Annotated in this window: 21 protein-coding genes; 15 read left to right on the top strand and 6 right to left on the bottom strand. The window is 73.2% G+C overall.

The annotated features are described in order from the left end of the window. Positions 1–109 precede the first annotated feature (109 nt). The gene (locus OG875_RS28050; protein ID WP_330177016.1) at positions 110–787 is read left to right on the top strand and encodes a class I SAM-dependent methyltransferase; all 678 of its coding nucleotides are present in this window, start codon (positions 110–112) and stop codon (positions 785–787) included. Between the two features lie 65 nt (positions 788–852). On the opposite strand, the gene OG875_RS28045 is transcribed toward OG875_RS28050, so the two are convergent. Next, a complete protein-coding gene (locus OG875_RS28045) occupies positions 853–1,305 on the bottom strand; it encodes an ATP-binding protein (RefSeq protein ID WP_330177015.1) in 453 nt (150 codons plus the stop codon). 110 nt (positions 1,306–1,415) lie between these two features. Next, positions 1,416–1,766: an STAS domain-containing protein gene (locus OG875_RS28040; protein ID WP_330177014.1), complete on the bottom strand. Its 351-nt coding sequence runs from the start codon at positions 1,764–1,766 to the stop codon at positions 1,416–1,418. A 272-nt stretch (positions 1,767–2,038) separates the two neighbouring features. Here OG875_RS28040 and OG875_RS28035 point away from each other — a divergent pair, with 272 nt between their 5' ends. The 8 genes from OG875_RS28035 (at position 2,039) to mug (ending at position 10,934) form a co-directional block, all read left to right on the top strand. Beyond that, a complete protein-coding gene (locus tag OG875_RS28035) occupies positions 2,039–3,712 on the top strand; it encodes a PP2C family protein-serine/threonine phosphatase (protein WP_330177013.1) in 1,674 nt (557 codons plus the stop codon). Beyond that, positions 3,709–4,836, top strand: coding sequence for a cobalamin B12-binding domain-containing protein (locus OG875_RS28030; RefSeq protein WP_330177012.1), 1,128 nt, complete (start codon positions 3,709–3,711; stop codon positions 4,834–4,836). The genes OG875_RS28035 and OG875_RS28030 overlap by 4 nt, the downstream gene beginning before the upstream one ends. Further along, the gene (locus OG875_RS28025; RefSeq protein ID WP_330177011.1) at positions 4,833–5,231 is read left to right on the top strand and encodes an STAS domain-containing protein; all 399 of its coding nucleotides are present in this window, start codon (positions 4,833–4,835) and stop codon (positions 5,229–5,231) included. The genes OG875_RS28030 and OG875_RS28025 overlap by 4 nt, the downstream gene beginning before the upstream one ends. A 304-nt stretch (positions 5,232–5,535) precedes the next feature. Next, the gene (locus tag OG875_RS28020; protein WP_330177010.1) at positions 5,536–6,939 is read left to right on the top strand and encodes a hemolysin family protein; all 1,404 of its coding nucleotides are present in this window, start codon (positions 5,536–5,538) and stop codon (positions 6,937–6,939) included. Beyond that, complete coding sequence (locus OG875_RS28015) at positions 6,936–7,958, top strand: hemolysin family protein (protein ID WP_330177009.1); 1,023 nt, start codon at positions 6,936–6,938, stop codon at positions 7,956–7,958. The genes OG875_RS28020 and OG875_RS28015 overlap by 4 nt, the downstream gene beginning before the upstream one ends. Positions 7,959–8,005: 47 nt before the next feature. Beyond that, positions 8,006–8,812, top strand: coding sequence for an SGNH/GDSL hydrolase family protein (locus tag OG875_RS28010; RefSeq protein WP_330177008.1), 807 nt, complete (start codon positions 8,006–8,008; stop codon positions 8,810–8,812). A gap of 87 nt (positions 8,813–8,899) precedes the next feature. Beyond that, complete coding sequence (gene purB, locus OG875_RS28005) at positions 8,900–10,342, top strand: adenylosuccinate lyase (RefSeq protein WP_330177007.1); 1,443 nt, start codon at positions 8,900–8,902, stop codon at positions 10,340–10,342. A gap of 10 nt (positions 10,343–10,352) precedes the next feature. Further along, positions 10,353–10,934, top strand: a complete 582-nt coding sequence (gene mug / locus OG875_RS28000; RefSeq protein ID WP_330177006.1) for a G/U mismatch-specific DNA glycosylase — start codon at positions 10,353–10,355, stop codon at positions 10,932–10,934. A gap of 45 nt (positions 10,935–10,979) precedes the next feature. On the opposite strand, the gene OG875_RS27995 is transcribed toward mug, so the two are convergent. Continuing rightward, positions 10,980–11,372: a hypothetical protein gene (locus OG875_RS27995; RefSeq protein WP_330177005.1), complete on the bottom strand. Its 393-nt coding sequence runs from the start codon at positions 11,370–11,372 to the stop codon at positions 10,980–10,982. Then, the gene (locus OG875_RS27990) at positions 11,336–11,560 is read right to left on the bottom strand and encodes a TetR/AcrR family transcriptional regulator (protein ID WP_330177928.1); all 225 of its coding nucleotides are present in this window, start codon (positions 11,558–11,560) and stop codon (positions 11,336–11,338) included. The genes OG875_RS27995 and OG875_RS27990 overlap by 37 nt, the downstream gene beginning before the upstream one ends. A gap of 305 nt (positions 11,561–11,865) precedes the next feature. On the opposite strand from OG875_RS27990, the gene OG875_RS27985 reads away from it, so the two are divergent. Beyond that, a complete protein-coding gene (locus tag OG875_RS27985; protein ID WP_330177004.1) occupies positions 11,866–13,023 on the top strand; it encodes an ROK family transcriptional regulator in 1,158 nt (385 codons plus the stop codon). A gap of 61 nt (positions 13,024–13,084) precedes the next feature. Here the strand turns inward: OG875_RS27985 and OG875_RS27980 are convergent, their stop codons facing one another. Next, positions 13,085–13,849 carry a GntR family transcriptional regulator gene (locus OG875_RS27980; protein WP_330177003.1) on the bottom strand — a complete coding sequence of 255 codons (765 nt, stop codon included), beginning with the start codon at positions 13,847–13,849 and terminating at the stop codon, positions 13,085–13,087. A 333-nt stretch (positions 13,850–14,182) separates the two neighbouring features. On the opposite strand from OG875_RS27980, the gene OG875_RS27975 reads away from it, so the two are divergent. The 3 genes from OG875_RS27975 to OG875_RS27965 all read left to right on the top strand — a co-directional run bounded on the left by OG875_RS27975 (position 14,183) and on the right by OG875_RS27965 (position 18,888). Then, the gene (locus tag OG875_RS27975) at positions 14,183–15,796 is read left to right on the top strand and encodes an alkaline phosphatase D family protein (RefSeq protein ID WP_330177002.1); all 1,614 of its coding nucleotides are present in this window, start codon (positions 14,183–14,185) and stop codon (positions 15,794–15,796) included. A gap of 205 nt (positions 15,797–16,001) precedes the next feature. Beyond that, positions 16,002–17,432, top strand: a complete 1,431-nt coding sequence (locus OG875_RS27970; RefSeq protein ID WP_330177001.1) for a GNAT family N-acetyltransferase — start codon at positions 16,002–16,004, stop codon at positions 17,430–17,432. Positions 17,433–17,916: 484 nt separating this feature from the next. After that, complete coding sequence (locus tag OG875_RS27965; RefSeq protein ID WP_330177000.1) at positions 17,917–18,888, top strand: DMT family transporter; 972 nt, start codon at positions 17,917–17,919, stop codon at positions 18,886–18,888. Positions 18,889–18,951: 63 nt separating this feature from the next. Here OG875_RS27965 and OG875_RS27960 read toward each other — a convergent pair whose 3' ends face one another. Then, positions 18,952–20,184, bottom strand: coding sequence for a trans-sulfuration enzyme family protein (locus tag OG875_RS27960; protein ID WP_443079294.1), 1,233 nt, complete (start codon positions 20,182–20,184; stop codon positions 18,952–18,954). 68 nt (positions 20,185–20,252) lie between these two features. Between OG875_RS27960 and OG875_RS27955 the strand changes: the two genes are divergently transcribed. Together OG875_RS27955 and OG875_RS27950 are read left to right on the top strand one after the other, a co-directional pair. After that, positions 20,253–20,753, top strand: coding sequence for an Lrp/AsnC family transcriptional regulator (locus tag OG875_RS27955; protein ID WP_330176998.1), 501 nt, complete (start codon positions 20,253–20,255; stop codon positions 20,751–20,753). A 41-nt stretch (positions 20,754–20,794) separates the two neighbouring features. Then, positions 20,795–22,477 carry a DUF885 domain-containing protein gene (locus OG875_RS27950; protein ID WP_330176997.1) on the top strand — a complete coding sequence of 561 codons (1,683 nt, stop codon included), beginning with the start codon at positions 20,795–20,797 and terminating at the stop codon, positions 22,475–22,477. Positions 22,478–22,511: the final 34 nt, after the last annotated feature.

Raw genomic sequence — 22,511 nt, 5'->3', positions numbered from 1 at the left:
CTCCGGGTCCGCCGAACGGTGACGAGTTCCGTCCCGCGGGCTGCCCGGCGGCGCGGTCGGGGGAAGAATCGCGATCACCGTCCCGCCGCCCCGGAGGAGATCCCCGACCATGCAGCTGCGCCAACGCAAGGCCCCCGAGGACTCCGTGCGTCATCCGCTCTTCGCGCGCGTCTACGCGCGGATGAGCGTCGCCGCCGACCGGGGCGGCGTCGCGGCCCACCGCGCGGAGCTGCTGGCCGGCCTCTCGGGCCGGGTGGTGGAGATCGGCGCGGGCAACGGGCTGAACTTCGCGCGCTACCCGGCGGCGGTCACGGACGTGGTGGCCGTCGAACCGGAGCGTTCCCTGCGGCGGTTGGCGGTGGGGGCGGCGGCGCGGGCCCCGGTCCCGGTGGATGTGCGGCCCGGTACGGCGGAGGCGCTGCCCGTCGAGGACCAGGGGTTCGACGCGGCGGTCGTCTCGCTGGTGCTGTGCACCGTACGGGACGTACCGAAGGCGCTCGCCGAGATCCGCCGTGTCCTGCGCCCCGGCGGTGAACTGCGCTTCTTCGAGCACGGACCGGCGCCCGAGCCCGGAATGGCACGGGTGCAGCGGGTGCTGGACCGGACGGTGTGGCCCGCGCTCTTCGGCGGCTGCCACACCTCGCGGGACACCCTCGCCGCCCTCGGCGGGGCGGGCTTCGAACTGGGCCCGTACCGCGCGCTGCGGGTGCCGGAGAAGGGGCCGCGGACGCCGACCTCGGCGTGCGTGCTGGGGGCGGCGTACCGGCCGGGGGCGGATCCGCTCTGAGCCCGGAAGCCGGTGAGAAAGCACACACGGGTCCGGGGACATGTGGTTGGGGGCGGCTCGCGGGGTCAGCGCAGTCCGAGGACCGCTTCGATGCGCTTGCCCGTACCGGTCACCCGGACGGCGACGCTCCTGGCCAGCCGGTTGACGAGCGCCCAGCCGTACCCGCCCACGGTGAACTCGCCGGGCGCCCGCGTCATGGTGACCGGCGGGCGCACGCTGGCGTCGGCGACCACCAACCGCAGCTCGTCGGCGCCCAGTTCCACCACGAAGTCGGTGATGCCGCCGCCGTGCCGCAGCGCGTTGGTGACCAGTTCGGAGGTGACGAGCAGCACATCGGCGAGCACGACGTCACCCAGGGTGTGCTCGTCGAGGGTGCAGAAGCGGCTGTCGAGCAGATCCATGACCTGGGCGCGCGCGGCGGCCGCGTTCGCGGGCAGCGTCCGAGGGGGCGGGATCTCCCCCGACTCGCCGTCCGGGGCCCCGCCGTGTACGTCGTCCGCCTGCTGATCCGTGTTCACCGTAGGTACCGTCTGCCCCCGTGGCCGATCTTCACGCGAAGCTCCTCGGCGATCCTCACGCGCGTGTGCCGCCCGTCCCCTGTGCGCCAGTTGGTCACCGCTCCTGTGCGCTAGTCGGTCACCGCGGCGTCGAGGGTCGGGGCCATGGCGAAGAAGTCCGCCGTGCCCGTGACCTCGAAGAGGCGTCCGACCGTCTCGCTGAACGGGCCGGCGACCACCAACCCCCGTCCCGCCGTGCGGTGTTCGCGCTGCGCGCCGAGCAGTACGTGCAGCACGGTGGAGTCGGCGAAGTCCAGCCCGGACAGGTCGACCACCGTCCGCCCGGTGCCGGTCCGTCCCGCGCCGTCCAGTGCCTCGCGCAGCCCTCGCGCACTGTCGAAGTCGATGTCGCCCCTCACCGTCACGATGAAGACGTCATCCTCAACGGCCCCTGCGACCGCACTCTCTGATTCCTCGAACACCAGGTCAGCTTGCCATGACCCCTCGGTGGCTCCGCAACCACAGGGCGACCGATCCCCCTCTACCGGAGGACATGTCGGACTGAGTGATCTTTTTATTAGATATGACATCTTTTACGAAGATCACTGACGGTTGCCTTCAAGGTCCGGAGTGCGGGATGGTTACCGGAGGACAACTGTTCTGTTGTCGAGACGAGAGGGGTGAAGGGGACCGCACAGCGGGCCCCGCGAGTGTGGCGATTTCCACCGGACAACCGACCGATACGGGCGGTGACATGAAGAGATCCGCCCTCCGCACGGCGCCGTACCCGGTGCTCGTGGCGGACACCCACGGCGTGGTGCGCTTCCTCAACGACACCGCCTCGGCGCTGTTGCCGGACGCCTGGCGCGGGACGAACCTGAGCGACACGGCCCCCGCCTGGCTGGCCGCCGCCCATCACGCGCTCCACCCCGCGCCCGCCGCGGTCGGCGTGATCCCCGGTGCCCGTTCCGGGCCCGCCGGGACTCCGGCGAGCCCGGCCGCCGCCGGATCCGTCGCCCACGGCGAGATCGACGGACGCACCTACGAGGCGCACCCGACCCGCGAGGAGACCGGCGAGGTCATGTGGTGGCTGGTCGACGACACCGACCGGCTGCTCGCCCACCGGGCGCTGCGCGTGGAGCGCGCCCGGACCGCCTTCCTGGGCGAGGCGTCGAACGCGCTTCTGTCGTCCCTCAATCTCGACCGCTGCACGGAGACGACGGCCGCTCTCGCCGCCGGGCACCTCGCCGACGCCGCCGTGGTGGTCGCCCCGCCCACGGGCCGGGGGATGCCTGCCGTCTCCTGCACCCGGGGCGGTGCGCCCGTACGCCTCCACCTCCATGCCGTGCCCGACCAGGTGCCCGGACTGCCGGAGGCGCTCCAGGGCTTCCCGCCGGTGCCCTCGCGCTGGATCGATCCCGCCACCGCGCCCGCGTGGCTCGTCCCCGAGGGATTCGGCCCGGTGGGGTCGATCGTGGTGACCCCGCTGCCCGGACACGGGGTGCCCGCCGGCGCGCTGGTCATGCTGCGGCGGGCCGGCGCGCCCGCGTTCAGCGAGGGCGAGGAGGTCTTCGCCCGGCTGTTCGCCGCCCGCGCGGGCGCCGCGCTGTCGGCGGCCCGGCTCTACGCGGAGCAGAGCTCCATCACCGAGACCCTGATGCGCGAACTGCTGCCGCCGGTGCTGCACGAGGTGTCCGGCGTGGAGTTCGCCGGTGCCTACCGCGCGTCGGCCGAGAGCGAGCGGGTCGGCGGCGACTTCTACGACGTCCACCCCGCGCCCGCCGCGGCCGAGGACAGGGAGTCGCTGGTCGTCCTCGGCGACGTGTGCGGCAAGGGTCTGGAGGCCGCCGTACTGACCGGCAAGATCCGCAACACCCTGCACGCCCTGCTCCCGATGGCCGACGACCACCAGCGCGTGATCAGTCTGCTCAACGGCGCCCTCCTCAACTCCCATCACACCCGCTTCGCGACCCTGGTCCTCGCCTCGGCGGTGCGCCGCGCCGGCAAGGTGCGGCTGCGGCTGACCAGCGCCGGCCACCCGGCCCCGCTGATCGTGCGCGGCGACGGCCAGGTGGAGGAGGCGGGCACCCGGGGCACCCTCGTGGGCGCGCTGCCGGAGGCGCAGGCCGTCACGGTGGAGACCAGCCTCGCGCCGGGCGAGACCTGTGTGCTGTTCACCGACGGCATCACCGAGGCCAGGGGCGGACCGCTCGGCGGTGACCTGTACGGCGAGGAGCGGCTGCACAGCGCGCTGTCCCAGTGCGCCGGCATGCCGGCCGAAGCCGTGGTGGAGCACGTCCAGATGCTGGCCGCGCAGTGGGTGCGGGGCGGCGGGCACGACGACATGGCCGTGGTCGCGATCACGGCTCCGCGCAACAATCACCTCAGTGCGGTAGGTGGACGCGGACCGGGCAGGTTCACCGCATGAGTACGTCCACGACGCACCACGCAACGACCCTCCGGGCCCCGTTCGACGAGGCCGCCCTCCGCCGGTTGGCGGACGATTTGTGGGAGGCCGTGTCCCGGGGCGACGAGCACGCCGCGTACGGCGTCGTGCTCGGCGCCCACGACGCGGGGGCCGACCACGAGTCCCTGCTGATCGACGTCATCGGCACCGTGCAGCGCACGGTGGGCCAGGAGTGGGCCGCCAACCGGATGAGCGTGGCCCGTGAGCACGCGGCGACGGCCATCAACGACCGGGTCGTCGCCGCCCTGGCGGCCCGGCACACCCCGTCCGCCGGCGGCGAGCGGCGCGGCCGGATCACCGTCGCCTGCGTCGACGGCGAGTGGCACGCCCTGCCGGCCCGGCTGCTGGCCGAGGTGCTGCGGCTGCGCGGCTGGCACGTCGACTACCTCGGCGCGCAGGTACCCGCCCAGCATCTGATCGGGCATGTGCACCGTACGGGCCCCGACGCCGTCGCCCTGTCCAGTTCGCTGGCGACCCGGCTGCCCGCCGCGCACGCCGCCGTCACCGCCTGCCAGGCGGTCGGCGTCCCCGTGCTGACCGGCGGGGCGGCCTTCGGCGCCGACGGGCGCTACGCCGGGATGATCGGCGCCGACGCGTGGGCGCCCGACGCCCGCGCCGCGGCCGACCTGCTGGCGGAAAGACCCCTGACCCGGCCGTTCACCGGCCATCAGCCCATCGACGACCTGCCGCATCTCGCGGACCAGGAGTACACGCTGGTGTCGCGGGACTCCGTCCGGCTCGTACGGGCCGCCCTCACCGGGCTGGAGGACCGTTTCCCCGCCATGCGGACGTACACGGAACGGCAGCGCCAGCACACCGCCGAGGACCTCGGCCACATCGTGGACTTCCTCGCCGTCGCGCTCTACACCGACTGCGAGCGGCTCTTCACCGACTTCCTCACCTGGACGGCGGGCATACTGACCGCCCGCTCCGTTCCCGCGGCCTCGCTGCTGCCCACCCTGGACGTGCTTCGGACGGAGCTGAAGGACTTCCCGCGCGCCTGCCGCCTGATCGACCGCGCCCACGAGGCGCTGGACGACCCGGCCGCGCCCGCCCCGCGATCCGGATCAGGAGTAAGCCGATGACGACGATCCCGCCCGCCGGTCTGCTGCTGACCCCGTCGCTGCGTGACGAGCACACCGTGTGTGTCGCCGTCGTGGGCGACCTGGACTACGACAGCGCGCGCCGGCTGCTCGACGAGGCCGAGCGGCAGCTCACCCTGCACCCGGCCGCGCGCCATCTGCGGCTGGACTGCTCCCGGTTGGTCACCTGCGACTCCATGGGGCTGGCCATGCTGCTGGCCGTGCGCCGGGTCACCGGCGCGGCGGGGGTGCGGCTGCATCTGGACGGGCGGGCCGCCTCGCTGGAACGCATCCTGCGGGTGACCGGCACGCTGGACCATCTCACCTACCCGCCGGCCGGCACCGAGGACATGTCCGACGACGGTCAGCAGGACGTGCCGGGCGGGGAGCATTCCTGAGAGGGCAGCGTGCCGGGCGGGAGTGCGTTCCGACGGCGTGCGCCGCCGCCGGGTTCGCCCGTGTGCCGACACCACGAGCAGCACCGCGCGCTGTCCGTACGGCCCCGGCTCGGGCCGTTCGCCCCGGGGGACGCCCGGCTCCCCCGCCGACCGAGAGGGGTGAGCGTCCGCCGATGGGTGGCCCTCCCCGTACGACCGTGCCCGGCCGGAGCCTCGTCGGCCCCGACGGCGGCGGCCCCACCGACAGCGGCGGACACCGCGCGGGCCGCCGTCCCGCGACCGATCATGGGACGGAGGTGACCCGATGACCGAAGTGCTCCTGCTCCTGGTGGCGGTGCTGCTCGCGCTGGCCTGCGGGGCGTTCGTCGCGGCCGAGTTCTCACTGACGACCGTCGAGCGCGCCGAGCTCGAACGGGCCGTGGACAACGGTGAGCGCGGCGCGGCCGGCGCCATGAAGGCCGTACGGAGCCTCACCTTCCAGCTCTCCGGCGCCCAGTTGGGCATCACCGTGACCAATCTGGTGGTCGGCATGCTCGCCGAGCCGTCCGTCGCGAAACTCATCCGGGGGCCCGTCGAGGCGATCGGCTTCTCCCCGTCGGTGGCGTCGTCGCTGGCCCTGGTCATCGGTACGGCGCTGTCGACGGTGGTCCTGATGGTGGTCGGCGAGCTGGTCCCGAAGAACTGGGCCATCTCCTCGCCGCTGGCGGTCGCCAAGGTCGTCGCCACACCGCAGCGCCTGTTCACCGCGGCCTTCCGGCCGTTCATCGGCCATCTCAACAACACGGCGAACCGGCTGGTGCGCCGGCTGGGCCTGGAGCCCACCGAGGAGCTGGCCTCCACCCGCAGCCCCCAGGAGCTGATCGCCCTCGCCCGGCACTCCGCCAAGGAGGGGACGCTGGAGCCGGACACCGCCGAACTGTTCGTCCGGACCCTCAATCTCGCCGAGCTGACCGCCGAGAACGTGATGACGCCCCGGGTCCAGGTCACCGCGCTCGACGTACGGGCCACGGCCGAGGACGTCGCGAACGCCACCCGCGCCACCGGGCTCTCCCGCTTCCCCGTCTACCGCGACAGCCTGGACGCCGTCGTGGGGGTCGCCCACATCAAGGACGTGCTGGCCGTCCCGGACGGGCGCCGGGTCGGTACGGGCGTGGCCGAGGTGATGCGCGACCCCCTGCTCGTCCCGGAGTCGCTGACCGTGGACCGGCTGCTGGACCGGCTCTCCGACAACCGCACGATGGCGGTCGTGATCGACGAGTACGGCGGCACGGCCGGGGTGGTGACGCTGGAGGACATCGTGGAGGAGGTCGTCGGCGAGGTGCGCGACGAGCACGACCCGCACGAGACGTCGGACCTGGCGCGGGCCGGGGAGGACGCCGACGGCCGGGAGCTGTGGTCGGCCGACGGCGGCACCCGGTTCGACCAGCTGTGGGCGATCGGGCTGCGGGCGCCCGAAGGGCCGTACGAGACGCTGGCCGGTCTGGTGGCCACGGAGCTCGGGCGGATTCCCGTCGAGGGCGACCGGGTCGGCCTGGGCGGCTGGCGGGTGGACGTGGTCGACGCGTCGGGGCGGCGGGCCGCCCGTGTCCTGCTGCACGCGCCGCTCCCGACGGCCGACGAGGACGACGGGGGCACCGTGAACGGCAAGGACGCCGGAGGCGCGGAGAACCGCGACGGCCACGACCACGGCGGGAGGCCGCGACGATGACCGTCGTCCAACTGTTCGTCGGACTGCTGACCCTGGTGGTGAACGGCTTCTTCGTCGGGGCCGAGTTCGCGCTGGTCTCGGTGCGGCGCAGCCAGATCGAGCCGATCGCCGAGGACGGCGACCGGCGTGCGCGCCGCGTCCTGTGGGGCCTCCAGCACGTGTCGGCGATGCTCGCCACCGCCCAGCTCGGCATCACGCTGTGCACGCTGGTGCTGGGCATCGTCGCCGAACCGGCCATCGCGCATCTGCTGGAACCCGTCTTCGAGGCGGTGGGGGTGCCCCACGGGGCGGTGCACCCGATCTCGTTCGTCATCGCGCTCGCCGCCGCCACCTATCTGCACATGCTGCTGGGCGAGATGGTGCCGAAGAACATCGCCCTGGCCGAACCGGTGCGTACCGCGCTGTTCCTCGGCCCGGCGCTGGTGGCGCTGGCGCGGGCGCTGCGGCCGGTGATCTTCACGGTCAACGCGTTCGCCAACGCGCTGCTGAGGCTGCTGCGCGTGGAGACCAAGGACGAGGTGTCGGCGGCCTTCTCCCAGGTGGAGCTGGCTCGGATGGTGACCGACGCGGGCGACGCGGGGCTCCTGGACGACCGGGCCGCCGAACGGCTGCACGACGCGCTGGAGCTGGGCCGCAGGCCGGTGCGGGACGTGGTGATGCCGCTGGAGCGGGTGGTGACGGCGCGGCTGGGGACCACGCCCGTGGAGCTGGAGGCGCTGGCGGCGGAGTCCGGTTTCTCCCGTTTCCCGGTGGTGGACGAGGCCCGGCGCATCCTCGGCTATCTGCATGTGAAGGACGCCCTGGACGCGATGCCGCGCGACGAGGGGTTCCCGCTGACCGACATGCGGGCGATCGCCCAGGTGCGGGCGGCCACTCCGATGGACGACGTGCTGACGGCGATGCGCCGCAGCCGTACGCATCTGGCCGCCGTGCAGGACGAGGACGGCAGGCTGGAGGGTCTGGTGACGATGGAGGACGTGCTGCGCGAGCTGGTCGGGCGGCATTCGCGGGGCAGTTGAGGCCGGTCCGGGGAGGCCGGCGGGGCCGCGATACGATCGACGGCGCCATGGAGATGACCCCCTCGTACACCAGTCTGGTCGCCGTCGGAGACTCGTTCACGGAGGGCATGTCGGACCTCCAGCCGGACGGCTCGTACCGGGGCTGGGCCGATCTGCTCGCCGCCCGCCTCGCCGGGCGGACACCCGGCTTCCGTTACGCCAATCTCGCCGTGCGCGGCAAGCTCATCGGCCAGATCCTCGACGAACAGGTGGACACCGCCGCCGCGATGCGGGCGGACGTGGTGACCCTGGTCGGCGGACTGAACGACACCCTGCGGCCCCGCTACGACGCCGCGCGGGTGTTCGGGCAGCTGGAGGAGTCGGTGGAGCGCCTGGCGCCGACGTGCGGGCGACTGGTCCTGATGCGCAGCCCGGCGCGGCGCGGCGCGGTGGTGGAACGTTTCCGGCACCGCTGGGAGAGTCTCTTCTCCTTCATCGACGAACTGGCCGCCCGGCACGACGCGCTGGTGGTCGACCTGTACGGGGCGCCGGTGCTCGGCGAGCAGCGCATGTGGGACGTGGACCGGCTGCATCTGACCGCCGACGGCCACCGCCGGGTCGCGGAGGCCGTCTGGCAGGCACTGGGCCTCGAACCGGCGGACGACTGGCGCGCGGACCTGGCGCCCGGTCTGCCGGTGGGCTGGCTGATGCGGCGCACCGGGGACGCGCGGTTCGCCCGGCAGCACCTCGGCCCGTGGATCGCCCGCCGGCTGACGGGCCGCTCGTCGGGGGACGGCCGCCCGCCGAAGCGTCCGGAGCTGCTGCCGTACGAGCCGCTGCCGGGCGACGCGGGCCTGCGGCGGGAGCGGGCGTAGCGCGTACGCGGTCACCTTCCTTCGTAGCAACGTACGAACGAGGGCGGGGCGCGGACCTGGGGGATCCGCCACGTAGAATCCCCTCACGTGACTGCTGCGTCTGTGAAGCCCCGTATCCCCAATGTCCTCGCCGGCCGCTACGCCTCGGCGGAGCTGGCCGTGCTCTGGTCCCCCGAGCAGAAGGTGCGGCTGGAGCGGCAGCTGTGGCTCGCCGTGCTGCGGGCGCAGCGGGATCTCGGTGTGGAGGTGCCGGAGTCCGCGATCGCCGACTACGAGCGGGTGCTGGACCAGGTCGATCTGGCGTCGATCGCCGAGCGTGAGAAGGTCACCCGCCACGATGTGAAGGCGCGGATCGAGGAGTTCAACGCGCTGGCGGGCCACGAGCAGGTCCACAAGGGCATGACCTCGCGCGATCTGACGGAGAACGTCGAGCAGTTGCAGGTCCGGCTGTCGCTGGAGCTGATGCGCGACCGTACGGTGGCGGTCCTCGCGCGCCTCGGGAAGCTCGCCGGGGAGTACGCGGAGCTGGTCGTGGCGGGCCGCTCGCACAATGTCGCCGCGCAGGCGACGACCCTCGGCAAGCGTTTCGCGACGGCCGCCGACGAACTGCTGGTCGCTTACGCCCGGCTGGAGGACCTGCTCGCGCGGTATCCGCTGCGGGGTATCAAGGGCCCGGTCGGCACGGCGCAGGACATGCTGGACCTGCTGGGCGGGGACGCGGCGCGGCTCGCTGAGCTGGAGGGCCGGATCGCGGGGCATCTCGGGTTCGGGCACGCCTTCGTGTCGGTCGGCCAGGTGTATCCGCGGTCGCTGGACTACGACGTGGTGACGGCGCTGGTGCAGCTGGCGGCGGGCCCCTCGTCGGTGGCGAAGACGATCCGGCTGATGGCCGGGCACGAGCTGGTGACCGAGGGGTTCAAGCCGGGCCAGGTGGGCTCGTCGGCGATGCCGCACAAGATGAACACCCGCTCCTGCGAGCGCGTCAACGGGCTGATGGTGATCCTGCGCGGTTACGCGTCGATGACCGGCGAGCTGGCGGGCGACCAGTGGAACGAGGGCGACGTGTCGTGCTCCGTGGTCCGGCGGGTGGCCCTGCCGGACGCGTTCTTCGCGTTCGACGGGCTGCTGGAGACGTTCCTGACGGTGCTGGACGAGTTCGGCGCGTTCCCGGCGGTCGTGGCGCGCGAGCTGGACCGGTATCTGCCGTTCCTGGCGACGACGAAGGTGCTGATGGCGGCCGTCCGCGCGGGGGTCGGCCGGGAGGCCGCGCACGAGGTCATCAAGGAGCACGCCGTGGCCTCCGCGCTGGCGATGCGGGAGCGGGGCGCGGAGCGCAACGAGCTGCTGGACAAGCTGGCGGCCGACGAGCGGATGCCGCTGGACCGGGAGGGGCTGGACGCGCTGATGGCCGACAAGCTGTCGTTCACCGGCGCCGCGGGCGAGCAGGTCGCCGCCGTGGTGGCCCGGATCGAGGAGCTGGTGAAGCGGCACCCCGAGGCCGCCGGTTACACGCCCGGTTCGATCCTCTGAGGGCGGCGCGGTGAGGCCCGAGGAACTGGCCGCCGCCCGTGACCGGGTCATTCCCGACGTGGTCGCGGCGGGGCTCGGGGTGCTCTTCTGCGGGATCAACCCGGGGCTGATGTCGGCGGCGACGGGCCATCACTTCGCCCGGCCGGGCAACCGGTTCTGGCCGGTGCTGGCCCTCTCGGGCTTCACTCCGAGGCGTCTGGCGCCCGCCGAGCAGGGGGAGCTGACGGCGTACGGTCTGGGCATCACCAACGTCGTGGCGCGGGCGACGGCGCGGGCGGACGAGCTGAGCGACGAGGAGTTCCGCGAGGGCGGCCGGATCCTGGTGGCGAAGGCGGAGCGGCTGCGGCCCCGCTGGCTGGCGGTCGTCGGCATCACCGCGTACCGGGTGGCCTTCGGCGATCGCCGGGCGGCCATCGGCCCGCAGGAGCACACGATCGGCGCGACCCGGATCTGGGCGCTGCCCAATCCGAGCGGGCTGAACGCGCACTGGACGGCGGAGACGATGGCGCGGGAGTTCGCCGCGCTGCGCGAGGCGGCGGAGCTGCCGGACCGGACGCCGGGGCCGGCCGAGCCGGGCCCGCAGGGCGGGTAGGGCACGGTCCGGCCCCGCCGGCCCCACGGGCTCCCGGATCAGGCGTCACCGGCGGGCAGGCGGGCAGGCGGGCAGGCGGGCAGGCGGGCAGGCGGGCAGGCGGACCATGGCGCGGTAGAGAGCCATGGACGCGGGCGCGTCGGGCAGCGGAGGCAGGGGCGCGCCGGGGGTGGCGTACGCCCGGAGCAAGTGGACGGCCGGCCGCCGCCAGGTGTCGGGGGCGGCGTCGCCGGTGGCGTTGATGACGCCCACGTTGGCCATGAGCATGATGACCAGGTCCTGGCTGGTGAAGTCCTCGCGCAGGGGGCCGGTGGCCTTGGCGCGGGCGATGAGTTCGAGGAAGCCGTCGTACGACTCGGCCCGGCGCTTCTCCAGGGCTCGGGCGGCGGGGAAGGTCATGGTCAGGACATCGGCGAAGCCGCGGTCGGCGGCCTGCATGGCGCATACGGCGGTGAGGCAGCCGGTGAAGCCGTGCCAGGGGTGGGGTCGGCCAGGGCCTCGGTGACGGCTGAGGCGTAGGCGTCCATGCGGTCGGCGAAGACCGCGTTGACGAGCGCGTCGCGGTTGGCGAACCGGCGGGAGAGGGTGGCCTTGCCGACGCCGGCCTCGCGGGCGACGGACGCCATGGACACGCCCAGCCCTTCGGTGGCGAGGAGGCAGCGCGCCGCGGCCAGGATGCGGTCACGGTTGCGTTCGGCGTCGGCGCGCGGCCCGCCGCAAGGAGACCCCGGCGATCGGCTTCAACGCCGTCCTGCTGATCCTGTCCGCCCTGGTGGGCTGGGGCCGCTTCGGCCCGTACGGCTTCCGACCCCGCCGGGCGGGCCGGAACGCCTTCCGGCCCGCGCCGTGTCCCCCTGTCGTCGTCCGTTAGCCGCCCCGGCGACCACCGAGTACCATCCGGCAGACACGCGCGCGAGCAGGGAGGTCCACCGTGGGGCGGCTGACCGGCGGGGACCCGTCCTTGCTGCGGCGGATCAACTCCGCCGTGGTGCTGCACGCCCTGCGGGGAGCCGACTGCCCCACCTTCACGGATCTGACCCGGATCACCGGTCTGTCGCGTCCCACGGTCGAGGGCGTCGTCGAGGGGCTGATGGAGACCGGACTGGTCGTGGAGTCGGCGCCGGGCGAGGGTGAGACCCGCCGGCAGGGCCGTCCGGCGCGCAGGTTCCGGTTCCGGGCCGAGGCGGGGCATCTGCTGGGCATCGAGATCGGGCCGCACCGGGTGGCCGCGCTGCTGTCCGGGCTCGACGGCCGCATCATCGGGGCGAGTTCGCGCGAGGCCACGACGAGCGCGTCGGCGGACGAGCGGCTGGACCGGGTGCGGGTGGTCGTCGCCGACGTGCTGCGCCGCGCGGGGGTGGCGCGCAGTTCGCTGCGGGCCGTGGGCGTCGGCAGTCCCGGCATCGTGGAGGCCGACGGGACCGTACGGCTCGGTACGGCGCTGCCCGACTGGACCGGGCTGGCCCTCGGGGAGCGGCTGCGGCGCTCGTTCCGCTGTCCGGTGCTGGTGGAGAACGACGCCAACGCGGCGGCGGTGGCCGAGCATTGGAAGGGCGCGGCCACCGAGTCGGACGACATCGTCTTCGTCCTGGCCGGTCTCAGTCCGGGCGCCGGGTCGCTGATCGGCGGGCGGCTGCACCGGGGCTTCGGCGGCGCGGCCGGTGAGATCGGGGCGCTGCATCTGCTGGGCCGCGAGGTGACACCGGAGAAGCTGCTGTCCACGACGGACGAGCCGCTGCACCCGCTGGACGAGCGGGCGGTGGCCCGGGTGTTCGCGCGCGCCAAGGAGGGGGACGTCGGGGCGACGCAGGCGATGGAACGGTTCATCCAGCGGCTGGTCCACGACGTGGCGGCGCTGGTCCTGGCGCTCGACCCGGAGCTGGTGGTCATCGGCGGCTGGGCGGCCGGTCTCGACGGCGTACTCGACCCGCTGCGCGACCAGTTGTCGCGCTACTGTCTGCGCCCGCCGAGGGTGGCGCTGTCGCTGCTGGGCGAGGCGGCGGTGGCGACCGGCGCGCTGCGCCTGGCGCTGGACCAGGTCGAGGAACAGCTGTTCGCCGTCGAGGGCACGGCGACGGCCCGTCGCTGAACCGGGCGACGGGCCGTGGGCGGGGGACGGGTACGGGTGATCTGCGGGGTGGTTCTCGCGGTCAGGACGCCCGGCGTTCGTCGGCGTGGTGGCTTATCCGCACGTCACCGGAGTCCCCGAAGGTGAGCCGGCAGGTGTCGGCCCGGTAGGTCGCCATGGACACGGCGGCCGTACGCCCTCCGGCGAGGTAACGGGTGGTCACCACGAGGACGGGCGCGCCGGGCAGCCGGTCGAGGTCCTTGGCGTCGTCCGCGCGGGCCGAGCCCAGCTCGACGGCGCGGTCCTGGCCCTCCATGCCGAGCCGCTGGAGCTCGCGCAGCACGCTGCGGGCGCGGGCGGGGCCCGAGGGGATGTCTATGGCGGGCAGTTCGGGCACGGACGCCGCGGGCACGTACAGCAGCTCGGCCGCCACGGTCTGGCCGTGGGTCACCCGGGTCCTGCGGACCACGTGGACCTCGCCGGCCGGGTCCGTGCCGAGCATCGCGACGACGGCGGGGGGCGGCGTGGCCCACACGGAGTCGAGGGGCTGCCAGGCGTCCGGGTCGGCGCCCGGCCACTCCTGCTGGCCGGTCGACACGTCGACGCCCATACGGGGCGGCGCCACGGTCGTGCCGACGCCCCGGCGGCGCTGCAACCGGCCTTCGAGTTCGAGTTGTTCGAGCGCCTGGCGGAGCGTGGCGCGCGCGACGCCGAACCGCGCCGCGAGGTCACGCTCGTTGGGCAGTACCTCCCCGACCGCGAAGTCGGAGTCGAGAGCCTCGCCCAACACGGTCTTGAGGTGCCAGTACTTCGGTTCCGGCACCGTTTCCAGCTGCGTGGTCCCCACCGTGATCCTCCGCAATCGCCGTGTCCCCGGCGGCTTTTCCCTGCACTTGTTTATTAAAGGTTCCTGCACTAACCCTCCGAGGGTAGGACGGGCCGCCGCGTTGGTCAAGACCAATTCTGCGGGCTTCGGCAGTCAGAATCGCACTCTGCCACAGATCGTTCACGCAGAGTTCGCAGGTTTGGCCGAGAAGCGCGGCAGGGGCCGCCGCGGCACCGGCCGGGTGTTCATCCGGGGTTCGCGCACCGGCCGCCGCCGGGCGCTAGGTATGGCCGTGGCGGGCCTCGCGTCAGCCGGGGTCCGCCGTCCCGTACCCCCGCCGCAGGAGGCCCATCGATGTCGAACAGCCCCCGCAAGCCCGTTCCCGCCACGGACCGCCGTACCGTGCTGCGCGGCTCCCTGGCCGCCTCCGCGGCGCTGGCGGTCCCTGCGACCGCCGCCGCGACCGTCGCCGGGACGTTCGCGGGCGCCGCGCCCGCCCAGGCGTTCTCGGGCCGGCCGAGCGCCGGCTGGGGTGTCCAGACCGGCGATGTCACCTCGTCCTCGGCCCTGGTGTGGATCCGTTCCGACCGGCCCGCGCGGATGCTGGTGGAGACCTCGGCGACCGGTTCGTTCCGCCGTACACGCACCTGGTACGGCCCGCTGCTGGGGCCGGGCACCGACTTCACTGGGACGACACCGCTGCACGGCCTGCCCGCCGGTGAGCGGGTGCACTACCGGGTGACGCTGGCCGATCCCGACGACCCCCGGCGTACCGGAAAGCCGGTGTACGGCTCGTTCCGTACGGCGCCCGAGAGGCGGCGGCAGGGCGTGCGGTTCCTGTGGTCGGGCGACATCGCCGGTCAGGGCTGGGGCATCAACCCGGACATCGGCGGCTACCGCGCGTACGACGAGATGCGCCGGCTCGACCCCGACTTCTTCCTGTGCAGCGGCGACAGCGTGTACGCGGACGGGCCGCTGGTGCCGTCGGTGACGCTGCCGGACGGGCGGATCTGGCGCAACCTCGTCACCGAGGAGAAGGCGAAGGTCGCGGAGACGCTGGACGAGTACCGGGGTCAGTTCCGCTACAACCTGCTGGACCACAACGTCCGCCGGTTCAACGCGCGGGTGCCCACGATCACGCAGTGGGACGACCACGAGGTGCGCAACAACTGGTACCCGGGGCAGATCCTGGACGACGTCCGCTATCAGGAGAAGGACGTCGACGTGCTGGCGGCGCGCTCGCTCCGGGCGTTCGGCGAGTACGTCCCGGTGGGCACGCTGCGGGCGCGCGGCGCGGACCGGCGGGTGCACCGGGTGGTGCGCTACGGGCCGCTGCTCGACGTGTTCGTGCTGGACATGCGCTCCTTCCGGAACGCCAACTCCCCCGGCCGGCAGGCCGACGACACCACGGGCATACTCGGCGCCGAGCAACTCGACTGGCTCAAGCGTGAGTTGTCCCGGTCCCGGGCGGTGTGGAAGGTCATCGCTTCCGACATGCCGATCGGTCTGGTGGTGCCGGACGGTACGGAGAACATCGAGGCGATCGCGCAGGGCGACCCGGGCGCGCCGCTGGGGCGGGAGCTCCAGATCGCCGAACTGCTGCGGTTCGTCAAGCACCGGAGGATCACCGGCACGGTGTGGCTGACGGCGGACGTGCACTACACCTCGGCGCAGCACTACGCCCCGGAGCGGGCGGCGTTCAAGGATTTCGCGCCGTTCTGGGAGTTCGTCTCGGGTCCGCTGGCGGCGGGCGGTTTCCCGGCGAACGCGCTGGACGGGACGTTCGGGCCGGACCGGGTGTTCGTGCGGGCGCCGGAGCGGGCGAACGTCTCGCCGATGGAGTCGTCGCAGTACTTCGGCGAGGTCGACATCGACGGCGGCAGCGGTGAGCTGACGGTACGGCTGCGGGCCGAGGGGAACACGGTGCTGTTCAGCAAGGTGCTGAGGCCGGGTCTGGTCGGCCAGTAGTCGCCGTCGGGTACGGGGTCCCGGCGGCCGGGCGGGTAGTCTCGGCACGACCGCCGGGGCCGGTCGCCGGGCGCCCCGCCGCCGGGTCGCGCCATAAATCAACCAAAAGTGCGCGATAGGCAACGATAGGCAAACAGAAGCATCTTTTACCCATCAGTCACAGTACGTTCGTGATCGTGCAACACCGGTGGGTCACAGTGAGGTCATGACCGATGTGACTCCCTCGAAGAGTGCCCGCCGCCCCCACCACTGGCGACGGGATCTCGTCGAACTGGCCGCCCTCTTCACGGCGGTCGCGGTCGCCGACGCCGTGGCGAACATGATCGCGCACGGGCCGGACGGACCCTTACTGCTCGCCTTCTCCGCGATCGTCCTGGTCGTGACGGCCGCCTTCCACACCTGGTGGTCCCGGCGCCACGGCCACCCGCCCACCACCGACACGGCACCGGCCCACCCGGCGTCCGGCCGGCCCGGTGACACCGCCGGTACCGGCGCGCCCGGCGCCGACGACCCCGCGACCGCGCTGTGGCGGATGCGCGCCACCGTACGCGACACCCCCGGCTCGCTGGCCGCCCTCTGCACGGTGCTGGCCCGCCGCCGGGTGGACATCCTCACCCTCCAGACGCACCCGCTGGCCACCGGCACCGTGGACGAGTTCCTGCTGCGCGCCCCGGCGGCGCTGCCCGCGCGGCAGCTCACCCGGGAGATCGCGCTGGCGGGCGGCGCGGACATCTGGATCGAACGCGCCGACGCGCACGACCTCGTCGACGCCCCGGTCCGGATCCTGGGCCTGGCCACCCGTACCGCCCTCGACGCCGCAGAACTGCCGCTCGCGCTGCGCCAGTTGCTCGGCCGCTGCACGATCCACTCGCTGCCCGCCGGCTCCCTCGCCGACGGGGCGGCGGACGGCGGCGCCCCCGCCGAGTCCGTCCTGGACGGCACCACGATGCGGATGCGCGACCCGCACGGCGGGGTGATCAGTGTCGAGCGGCCCTATCTGCCGTTCACGCCCACCGAGTTCGCGCGGGCCCGCGCCCTGGTCGAACTCGACGCGCGCCTCGGCCCGCGTGTCCCGCGCAACCGGGACGTCCTGCGGCTGCCCGAGGGGCGGATCACCGTACGCCGCGCCGACCGGGGCGACGTCGACGCGGCGTCCGCGATGCACGAGCGCTGCTCGGAACGCACCCTGGGCCTGCGCTACCACGGCCCGGCCACCGACGCGGACCGCTATCTGGACCATCTGCTGAGCCCCCGTCACGGGCGGACGCTCAAGGCACAGACGGCGTCGGGGCGGCTGGTCGCCCTCGGCCACCTTCTGTGGGACGGCGACGAGACCGAGGTCGCGCTGATCGTGGAGGACACCTGGCAGGGCCGGGGCATCGGCTCCGACCTGCTCGGCCGGCTCGTCGCGCTGGCCGTCGACGCGGGCAGCACGAGCGTGTACGCCGTCACCGAGGCGTCCAACACCGGCATGGTCGCCGCCATGCGCGGACTCGGGCTGCCCCTCGACTACCAGATAGAGGACGGCACGCTGGTCGTCACCGCCCGCCTCCGCCCGGCACACGAGCGGGGGGCACCCGGCACCGACGGAACACCGCTCCACCGGGAGACGGCCGGGCGGGACCACGCCTCCTAAGAAGGTCTGCTCCTCGCCCCGCCGCCGTGCTTGAGTGCCCGCCTCTCGGGATCGTGGACTCACGGCGGCGGGCCGTCGGCCTTCCGTCCCGACCGCGTGCGGGTCAGGATCTCGACCGGGAGGCCGGACGGCAGACCGCAGAGGGCAGAGGGCAGAGGGCAGACGGCAGACGGGATACCGGCCCGGCCCGGATTCGGCGGCGGACCGCGCGGCGGACGAGGGTCTCGGCCGACGACTGACGGTCTGACGGTCTGACGGTCTGACGGTCTGACGAGCGTTCATGGGCCGAAGAAGCGGAAGGGCCCATGCGCTCGTTTCCTTGTGCGTAGGGTCTGGTCCATGCGTTCCACAGTGCTTTCGCCTCCCGCCGCCTAGCGCGGGTCGCCCTTGTCCGCGTGCCGGTTCCGGCTGGGAGCCGACGCGCCGGTCGGCCGTGCCCGCAGACGGGAGACGACATTCACTGACTCCGTCTGGAGAACGCACTGTGTCCAGAACTGTGCTGGAAACCTCTTCGCTGCCCGCCGGGCCCCGGTCCGTCCGGCGCGGACTTCTCTGTCTCACTGTCGCCGGCGTCACCTGGGGCACGACGGGCGCGGCCGTCGACATCATGTACCGGTCCAGCGACCTCGGCCCCGTCGCCGTCTCGTTCTGGCGGTACGTCAGCGGCCTCGCCCTGCTGCTCGCCGCCCGCGCCCTGCGCCCCGCCCGAACCGTCCCCGCGACTGGAGGACCCAGGCCGGCCCGGCGCCGGTGGCCTCTCCTTCTCGGTACGGGGATCGGGCTGGCGGTCTTCCAGACCGCCTACTTCGGGGCCGTGCGGGAGACCGGGCTGGCCGTCGGGACCATCGTCGCGCTCGGCGCCGGCCCGGTGCTCACCGCCCTCGGCGGCCGGCTGCTCCTGCGCGAGCGGATCGGGCGCTTCGGCGCACTGGCGGTGTGCGGGGCCCTGGGCGGTCTGGCCGTGCTCGTCCTGGGCGACCGGAAGGGCACGGTCGATCCTCTCGGGGTGGCGTACGCGCTCCTGTCGGCCGCGGGCTACGCCGTGGCGACGCTGCTGGCCCGGTGGACGGGACGGCACGGTACCGGTGAGAACCCGTACAGCCTGACGTTGTGGTCCTTCGGGATCGGTGCCGCGGTCCTGATGCCCTTCGCCTGGGCGGAGGGCATCGCCCCCCACACCGACCACCTCGGCCTGGTGCTGCTGCTCATGGCCTACGTCGCCGCCGTCACGACCGCACTCGCCTACCCCCTGTACTTCGCGGGGGTGGCGGCGGTACGGGCGACGACCGCGGCCGTGGTGATGCTGATCGAGCCGGTGAGCGCCGCGGTGCTCGCGGTGACCCTGCTCGGCGAACAGCTCACGGCGGCGACGGTGACCGGCACGCTGCTGCTGCTCTCGGCCGTGGGCGGTCTCGCGGTGGCCGAGTCCCGCCCGGCGGGGCCCTCCGCCGGGTGACCGGACGGGGACGACGCGGGGCGCGAGGACGTTGTCCTCGTGCCCCGCTGGAGCCGTCTGTCGCTACCGTGCGGCTGATTCGCGGGACCGCTCGAACGACAAGCTGAGCGCCTGTGTCAGATCCCGCCACAGGTCCTCGACGTCCTCCAGGCCGACCGACATCCGGAGCAGCCGGTCGCTCACCCCGGCCGAACGGCGGTCGTCCTCGGGGACGATGCGGTGGCTGATGGAGGCCGGGTGCTGGATGAGCGTGTCGACGCTGCCCAGGCTCACCGCCGGGGTGATCAGCCGGACCCCGGCGATCACCTCGTGCGGGTCGCCGTGCACCTCGAAGGAGACCATCGCGCCGCCGACACTCGGGTAGTGCACCCGGGCGACGCGCGGGTCGTCGGCCAGTCTGCGGGCGAGTTCGGCCGCGGTGGCCGAGGCGGCCCGTACCCGTACGGGCAGCGTGGACAGACCGCGCAGCAGCAGATAACCGGCCATCGGGTGCAGGACGCCGCCGGTCGCGAACCGGACCTGGCGGAGGGCACGGGCGAACTCCTCGTCGCAGGCCACGACACCGCCGAGGACGTCGCCGTGCCCGCCCAGGTACTTCGTCGCGCTGTGCAGGACGAGGCGGGCGCCGTGCTCGACGGGCCGTTGCAGGACGGGGGTCGCGAAGGTGTTGTCGACCAGCAGCGGGATCGAGCCGCAGTCGTGGGCGACGGCGGCGATGTCGATCTCCGCGAGGGTCGGGTTCGCGGGCGTCTCGACCATCACCAGACCGGTGTCGGGCCGGATCGCGTCGGCGATACCGGCCGGGTCGGTCCAGGTGACCTCCGTACCGAGGAGCCCGGCGGTCAGCAGATGGTCGCTGCATCCGTACAGAGGACGTACGGCGACGACATGGCGCAGCGCGGCGGCCGACCGTACGAGCAGCACGGCCGTCAGCGCCGCCATGCCGCTGGCGAAGGCCACCGCGCTCTCGGTGCCCTCCAGCCGCGCGAGCGCCGTCTCGAACCGGGCCGTGGTCGGGTTGTCGAGGCGCGCGTAGACGGGCGGCCCCACGGGGCGCGCGCCGGTGGTGGCGAACTCGTCGATCCGGGCGGCCTCGGCACGGGTGTCGTAGGAGGGGTAGGTCGTCGACAGGTCGATCGGCGCCGCGTGCAGTCCGAGCGACGCGAGATCCTCGCGCCCGGCGTGTACGGCCTCGGTCGCGAGGGCCCGGGGAACGTCCGGGCGGGGTGTCCCGGGGTGGGGGACGGCGGCGGTGCGGGTCACGGCGGCGGCGCGGGCCGGGCCGTCGGCATCCATGGAGTGCATGGGCACACTCTGAACAGACGGCGGCGGACACGGGGGAACACCCGTGCTACGTTCGGCGGGTGAGCCAGTCAGTCGTTCTCGACGCGGTCGATCTGCACATATTGCGCCTGTTGCAGAACGACGCACGGACCACCTACCGGGAGATCGCCGCCGAGGTGGGAGTGGCCGCCTCCACATGTCTGGACCGGGTGTCCCGATTGCGGCGTTCCGGGGTGATTCTGGGACATCAGCTACGCCTCGATCCGGCCAAACTCGGCCGCGGGCTCCAGGCGTTGCTGTCCGTGCAGGTCCGGCCGCACCGGCGGGAGCTGATCAAGCCGTTCGTGGAACGGATACGGGCGCTGCCCGAGTCCCGTTCCCTGTTCCATCTGACCGGGCCGGACGACTATCTGGTCCATGTCGCGGTCGCGGACACGGCGGACCTCCAGCGGCTGGTGGTCGACGAGTTCACCTCACGGCCGGAAGTGGCCCGGGTCGAGACGCGGTTGGTCTTCCAGCAGTGGCACTGTGGTCCCCTTATGCCCCCTTCATCAGCCATTCAGCCCGCGAAGGGGCCCTGAGGGAGGGTGACGGGGCGTCCTCCCTCGTAGAGGATGTCGCCATGCCAGACACTTCCAGCAGCGCGCTGCCCCGCCAGGTCGCCGACGCCTATGTCGACGCACTCATCGAACTCGATCCGATCGCCGGTACCTTCCTGGGCGTCGCCTCCTGCGCCGGCCGACTGCCCGACTTCTCACCGGCCGGAGCACGGGCGCTGGCCGATCTCGCCCGCGAGACGCTTGTCAGGCTCGATGCCGCGACGAAGCTGCCGGGAGCCGGCAGCGACCAGGAACGCCGCTGCGCCAGGCTGCTCCACGAACGGCTGACGGCCGAGCTCGCCGTGCACGACACCGACGAACATCTGCGCGCCGTGAGCAACATCCACTCCCCCGCGCACCACGTCCGCGAGGTCTTCGCCGTGACGCCGACCGCGACGGAGGAGGACTGGGCGGCTGTGGCCCAGCGCCTTCGTGCCGTCCCGGCGGCGCTCGAAGGGTTCCGTGAGTCGCTGGCGCTGGGTCTGGAGCGGAAGCTGCCGGGCGGGCCGCGGCCGACCGCGACGTTCATCGGCCAGCTCACGGCATGGGCGGGGGACGGCCGCGGCTGGTTCGGGGAGTTCGTGTCGGACGGGCCGGACTCGCTCCGTACCGAGCTGGACGCGGCGGCGGGACTCGCCACCGGCGCCGTCGTCGCGCTGCGCGACTGGATGCGCGACGTGTACGCGCCGGCCGTGGAGGACGCGCCGGACACCGTGGGCCGCGAGCGGTACGCCCGCTGGTCCCGGTACTTCAACGGCACGGACCTGGACCTGGACGAGGCGTACGCGTACGGCTGGTCCGAATACCACCGGCTGCGCGCCGAGATGACGACCGAGGCCGACAAGATCCTGCCCGGCGCGACCCCCTGGGAGGCGCTGGCGCACCTGGACAAGCACGGTGAGCACGTCGAGGGTGTGGAGGCGGTGCGCGAGTGGCTCCAGTCCCTGATGGACGAGGCCATCGAGGCGCTGGACGGCACGCACTTCGAACTCGCCGAGCGGGTACGGAAGGTGGAGTCCCGCATCGCCCCGGCCGGGGGTGCGGCGGCGCCGTACTACACGGGCCCCTCGGAGGACTTCTCCCGCCCCGGCACCACCTGGCTGCCGACCATGGGCGAGACCCGGTTCCCGGTGTACGACCTGGTGTCGACCTGGTACCACGAGGGCGTTCCCGGCCATCACCTCCAGATCGCGCAGTGGACGCACGTCGCCGACCAGCTCTCCCGGTACCAGGCGTCGGTGGGCGGGGTCAGCGCGAACGCCGAGGGCTGGGCGCTGTACGCGGAGCGGCTGATGGACGAGCTGGGCTTCCTGCCGGACCCGGAGCGCCGGCTCGGGTATCTGGACGCGCAGATGATGCGTGCCTGCCGGGTCATCGTGGACATCGGTATGCATCTGGAGCTGGAGATCCCGGCTGACTCGCCCTTCCACCCGGGTGAGCGCTGGACGCCGGAGCTGGCGCAGGAGTTCTTCGGGAACCACAGCGGCCGGCCGGCGGAGTTCGTGGAGAGCGAACTGACCCGCTATCTGTCGATGCCGGGCCAGGCCATCGGCTACAAGCTGGGCGAGCGGGCGTGGCTGCTGGGGCGGGAGAAGGCGCGGGAGCGGCACGGCGACGCGTTCGACGCGAAGGCGTGGCACATGGCGGCGCTGTCGCAGGGCTCGCTGGGGCTGGACGATCTGGTGGATGAACTGTCCAAGCTGTGACCGGGGGCGCCCGGCGTCACGACGCCGGGCGCCG

Origin of the sequence: Streptomyces sp. NBC_01498 (assembly GCF_036327775.1) — a bacterium.
GTDB lineage: Bacteria > Actinomycetota > Actinomycetes > Streptomycetales > Streptomycetaceae > Streptomyces.
The sequence above is the reverse complement of the archived record's forward strand: the minus strand, read 5'-3'. Positions and strand labels throughout refer to the sequence as shown.

What these genes read in the sequence shown, in the direction of transcription:
- OG875_RS28050 (WP_330177016.1), top strand. Translation starts at nt 110, where the DNA reads ATGCAGCTGCGCCAACGCAAGGCCCCCGAGGACTCCGTGCGTCATCCG.
- OG875_RS28035 (WP_330177013.1), top strand. Translation starts at nt 2,039, where the DNA reads ATGAAGAGATCCGCCCTCCGCACGGCGCCGTACCCGGTGCTCGTGGCG.
- OG875_RS28030 (WP_330177012.1), top strand. Translation starts at nt 3,709, where the DNA reads ATGAGTACGTCCACGACGCACCACGCAACGACCCTCCGGGCCCCGTTC.
- OG875_RS28025 (WP_330177011.1), top strand. Translation starts at nt 4,833, where the DNA reads ATGACGACGATCCCGCCCGCCGGTCTGCTGCTGACCCCGTCGCTGCGT.
- OG875_RS28020 (WP_330177010.1), top strand. Translation starts at nt 5,536, where the DNA reads ATGACCGAAGTGCTCCTGCTCCTGGTGGCGGTGCTGCTCGCGCTGGCC.
- OG875_RS28015 (WP_330177009.1), top strand. Translation starts at nt 6,936, where the DNA reads ATGACCGTCGTCCAACTGTTCGTCGGACTGCTGACCCTGGTGGTGAAC.
- OG875_RS28010 (WP_330177008.1), top strand. Translation starts at nt 8,006, where the DNA reads ATGGAGATGACCCCCTCGTACACCAGTCTGGTCGCCGTCGGAGACTCG.
- OG875_RS27995 (WP_330177005.1), bottom strand. Translation starts at nt 11,372, where the DNA reads ATGCAGGCCGCCGACCGCGGCTTCGCCGATGTCCTGACCATGACCTTC.
- OG875_RS27990 (WP_330177928.1), bottom strand. Translation starts at nt 11,560, where the DNA reads ATGGCGTCCGTCGCCCGCGAGGCCGGCGTCGGCAAGGCCACCCTCTCC.
- OG875_RS27975 (WP_330177002.1), top strand. Translation starts at nt 14,183, where the DNA reads ATGTCGAACAGCCCCCGCAAGCCCGTTCCCGCCACGGACCGCCGTACC.
- OG875_RS27970 (WP_330177001.1), top strand. Translation starts at nt 16,002, where the DNA reads ATGACCGATGTGACTCCCTCGAAGAGTGCCCGCCGCCCCCACCACTGG.
- OG875_RS27960 (WP_443079294.1), bottom strand. Translation starts at nt 20,184, where the DNA reads ATGGATGCCGACGGCCCGGCCCGCGCCGCCGCCGTGACCCGCACCGCC.
- OG875_RS27950 (WP_330176997.1), top strand. Translation starts at nt 20,795, where the DNA reads ATGCCAGACACTTCCAGCAGCGCGCTGCCCCGCCAGGTCGCCGACGCC.